The sequence below is a fragment of the Sphaerochaeta sp. S2 genome, assembly GCF_016406725.1.
Classification (GTDB): domain Bacteria; phylum Spirochaetota; class Spirochaetia; order Sphaerochaetales; family Sphaerochaetaceae; genus Sphaerochaeta.
In genome coordinates this window covers 1-3,595 of the sequence record NZ_JAEKNT010000331.1, presented here as the reverse complement: position 1 = coordinate 3,595, position 3,595 = coordinate 1, and the positions used below count along the sequence as shown (strand labels likewise).

3 protein-coding genes are annotated in these 3,595 nt (G+C 43.9%); all 3 read left to right on the top strand.

What is annotated here, in order from left to right; genetic code table 11:
- Positions 1-997: GGDEF domain-containing protein (locus tag JF818_RS09665; RefSeq protein WP_233067154.1), on the top strand; the 997-nt coding region annotated here is incomplete at its 5' end.
- A complete protein-coding gene (locus JF818_RS09660; protein ID WP_198891805.1) occupies positions 994-1,467 on the top strand; it encodes a hypothetical protein in 474 nt (157 codons plus the stop codon). The genes JF818_RS09665 and JF818_RS09660, both read left to right, overlap by 4 nt.
- A gap of 122 nt (positions 1,468-1,589) precedes the next feature.
- Positions 1,590-3,362, top strand: a complete 1,773-nt coding sequence (locus JF818_RS09655) for a chloride channel protein (RefSeq protein WP_198891804.1) — start codon at positions 1,590-1,592, stop codon at positions 3,360-3,362.
- The last annotated feature ends 233 nt before the right edge of the window (positions 3,363-3,595 follow it).

Sequence of the window (3,595 nt, the reverse complement as noted above, 5' to 3'; positions counted from 1 at the left end):
CTTCAGTGGAGGGCTGATCTTTTACATCGGTTTCGCTAATTATACTGCACGTCCAGTTCACTGGAAAATTTGCTATGTATTGATACTTTCCATGATTATTTCCTCCCTCACTGAGATCTTTCTTTCACTCCCCTTGGAAATTTTCATCATCATCAATGCGCTATATTTCCTTGCAATTATCGCCCTCTATTATACTGTTTTCATCCCGAATTTTTCTGGCTGGTTTGGATCACTCATGGTGATATTGTTTGTGATTTACACCATCTTGGCAGGTACTCAGATCTACAGGATAATAACCACGCTTGACAATATTATCCATGGAAACCCTTCTACCAATGGATTCGATTTCACGGGGTATGCCATTACAGCAATCGTCAATCGATTAATGCTCTTTACTGTCAATTTCATAGTCCTTCTACTGGTCTATAAGAAGTTATTACATGATCTCCAAACACAAGTAGAAAGCCAAAGGACCCTTTCTCTGCATCTCAAGAACCTTGCCGAGCATGATGAACTTACTACCCTCTATAACCGCCATACCATCGAACAACTCATCAGTCTCTATTTGCCCAAGAAACAAGATAATGCAATCGCATATCTCTTTATGCTTGATATTGATTATTTCAAGAACCTCAATGATGCCTACGGACATCAGTGTGAGGATGTCGTATTGCAGCATACTGCACAAGGTTTATCTTCACTGCTTGAAGAGCAAGACCTTTTGGGTCGTTGGGGTGGTGATGAGTTCCTGCTTTTAGTGGTAAGGAGGGACAAGGACGCAATTACCCCTCTTTTGCAAGGGATGAAAGAGATGATGCGCGCTATTTGCAAGCAATATCCAAATACACAGGGTTGTTCACTGAGCGGAGGCTTTACCCTGCTTACGACTGATGATACGCTGGAAAGTGCCATACAGCGTGCAGATGCCTTGCTCTACCAAGCAAAGGAAGCAGGAAGAAACCGCATCATTGGTAACCTGACAGGAGATACAGAATGACAGATGACGACAAGCTTGCGATGTGTTACCAGGTCATAGGAGATACTGCAACAGAAATATCCCAGGCATATTCAGATTTCGGAGACCTCGTGGGGTACTACATGGGCCAAACATCAACCACGCTTCAGCTCAGGCTTTTCAGGCCTTTAGCTTTGGAAACATCACTCTACCTCTTGTCGCTGCTTGATACAACCAGTGAATTCTACACTGATATCCATCAGGAAACAGAGAAGCTTGCAGAAGAATTGGAAGTACCATCCCTGGAAGAACGGCTTGCCACATACAAACAAGGAACTGATAGCGTCTCTCATTTTGTTACTGCTTGCCAGCAAGTCGTAGGAAGCGATGCTCTCTGGCTGAGTATGAGAAGAAAAGATACGCCTCCCCAGGAGACCATCAGTGATAGGGGCTATGTGGTGATCAAGAGTGCGGCAGAGAAGATTGAGGAAGTGGTGGAGTCGTTGAAGTAAGGTATCAGCCGGAAGCAATAGAATGAAAAACAAATTGCATACAAGGAAACCTTTTTGTCTGGTTTTCCTTATCAAAATCCGCCTTTACCTTTTTCGGTTTGTTCGTTACAACTATATGCACAATGCAAAACAAAAACCAGTTTTCTGAAAAACCCACATATGAGCGGGTAGTATTAACACAGCAGAGTCAAATTCAGCGGACGGTCTACATCAGCCTCCTCTGTATTCTTGTTGGAGCCATAGCAGGATTGGGTGCTGCCGGATTCAAGTACTTGATTGAGTTCTTCCACAATCTCTTCTTTTCCGGTCAACTCTCCTTCCAACATAATCGTGGTGGACTTATCAGTTCCTGGGGTCCTTTTGTCATAGCTGTTCCTGCTATCGGTATTACCCTCGCCCAGTGGATTACCACAAAATGGGCACCGGAAGCTAAAGGACACGGAGTTCCTGAGGTCATGGTCGCAGTATCAGAAAACCGAGGCAAGATTCGACCTGTCGTTGCATTGGTGAAATCACTTGCCTCTGCAATTACCATTGGTTCAGGAGGATCAGTCGGCAAGGAAGGCCCCATTGTGCAGATTGGTGCCAGCTTTGGTTCTACGTTGGGGCAATCACTCAAGCTCTCATCCAGGGAGACAATCATTCTTGTCGGGGCTGGAGTATCAGGAGGAATCAGCGCAACGTTCAATGCGCCAATCGGCGGCATAATGTTCGCCTTGGAACTTATTCTCCCTGAGTACAGCATCATGACCATCATGCCACTAGTGGTATCGGCAATTATAGCCACTACTGTGGGGGCAGTGTTCATGGGTTCACACCCTGCTTTCATTGTTCCAGAATATACGATGGTCTCCCATTATGAACTCATTTTCTATGCATTGTTAGGGTTGCTTGCAGGATTGCTTTCTGTCGTTTTCATTAAGTCGGTATATGGAATGGAAGACTTTTTTGATGGACTGAAGATTCCATCTACGGTGAAATCAATCATAGGTGGACTGATCGTAGGAACCATTGGCTATATCAGTCTACGCCTGTTTGGCAATTACCACGTATTTGGTGTCGGATACGACTTCCTTGACTTGGTTCTTGATAATAAGATCACTGCACTGGTGATGGCATTTGCCTTGATATTCATGAAACTGCTTGCCAACTCCCTTACCCTTGCCTCCGGTGGATCGGGCGGTATCTTTGCTCCGTCTCTCTTCCTTGGGGGTGCTCTGGGTGCAACCGTTGGTATTATCGTGAATACGCTCTTCCCAGAGACAACAGGTCCCATCTCTGCATATGCCATTGTCGGTATGGCTGCAATAGTCTCGGGTGTAACCGGAGGAGTCCTCACTGCCATTATCATGGTATTTGAGATGACACGTGATTATGCGATCATGCTACCCCTATTGCTCAGCGGAGTACTCTCCTTCTTTGTTGCAAGACTTATCTACGGGGAGACGATGTATACGAAGAAGCTCACCAGGCGAGGCATCCAGATACAATTTGACAAACGTATCCCTACCATGAAGACCCTCTCAGTTGGAGAGATCATGAAACATGACCTGATAAGCTGCAAACCATCCGACACTGCAGAGACTGTCTGGAATATTATGCATGACCATGGAATCGGGTTACTCCCAGTGATAGATGGGGACAATGTGGTTGGAACTATTGGATACATCGGATTGCACAAGAGTAAAGAAAAGAGCAAGGAACCTGTCTCTTCGTTGATGAAGGAAATCGATATATCCATACCCTACTCTGCTAACCTGTATGATGCACTTCAGGTAATGGAAGAGGAGAAAACTAATATCCTTATCGTGAAGGACAAGGACAACAAGGTGGTTGGATTTGTTACTGCTAATAGGATAATTCAAAACTACCTACAAAAGAAACGTCTCAGCTAATAATTCAGGTTTTACATGAAATATCCAACCAGCACGCTTATGTGCCAGTTGGATATTTCTTTTGCTTTGAAAATAATCCATATCAATACTTATATAATCTTAGCAAAATACTTTATCTTTAAATCTTATGAATAGTGAATAATCTTCCTTACTATTTACGCTATATAGGGTAATTCAGACTATTTAACCAGAATATATTTCTTCTCCCATGGTTACATCAAGAATCGATACAC

Coding starts and splice junctions, on each gene's coding strand:
- JF818_RS09660 (WP_198891805.1), top strand. CDS start 994: ATGACAGATGACGACAAGCTTGCGATGTGTTACCAGGTCATAGGAGAT.
- JF818_RS09655 (WP_198891804.1), top strand. CDS start 1,590: ATGCAAAACAAAAACCAGTTTTCTGAAAAACCCACATATGAGCGGGTA.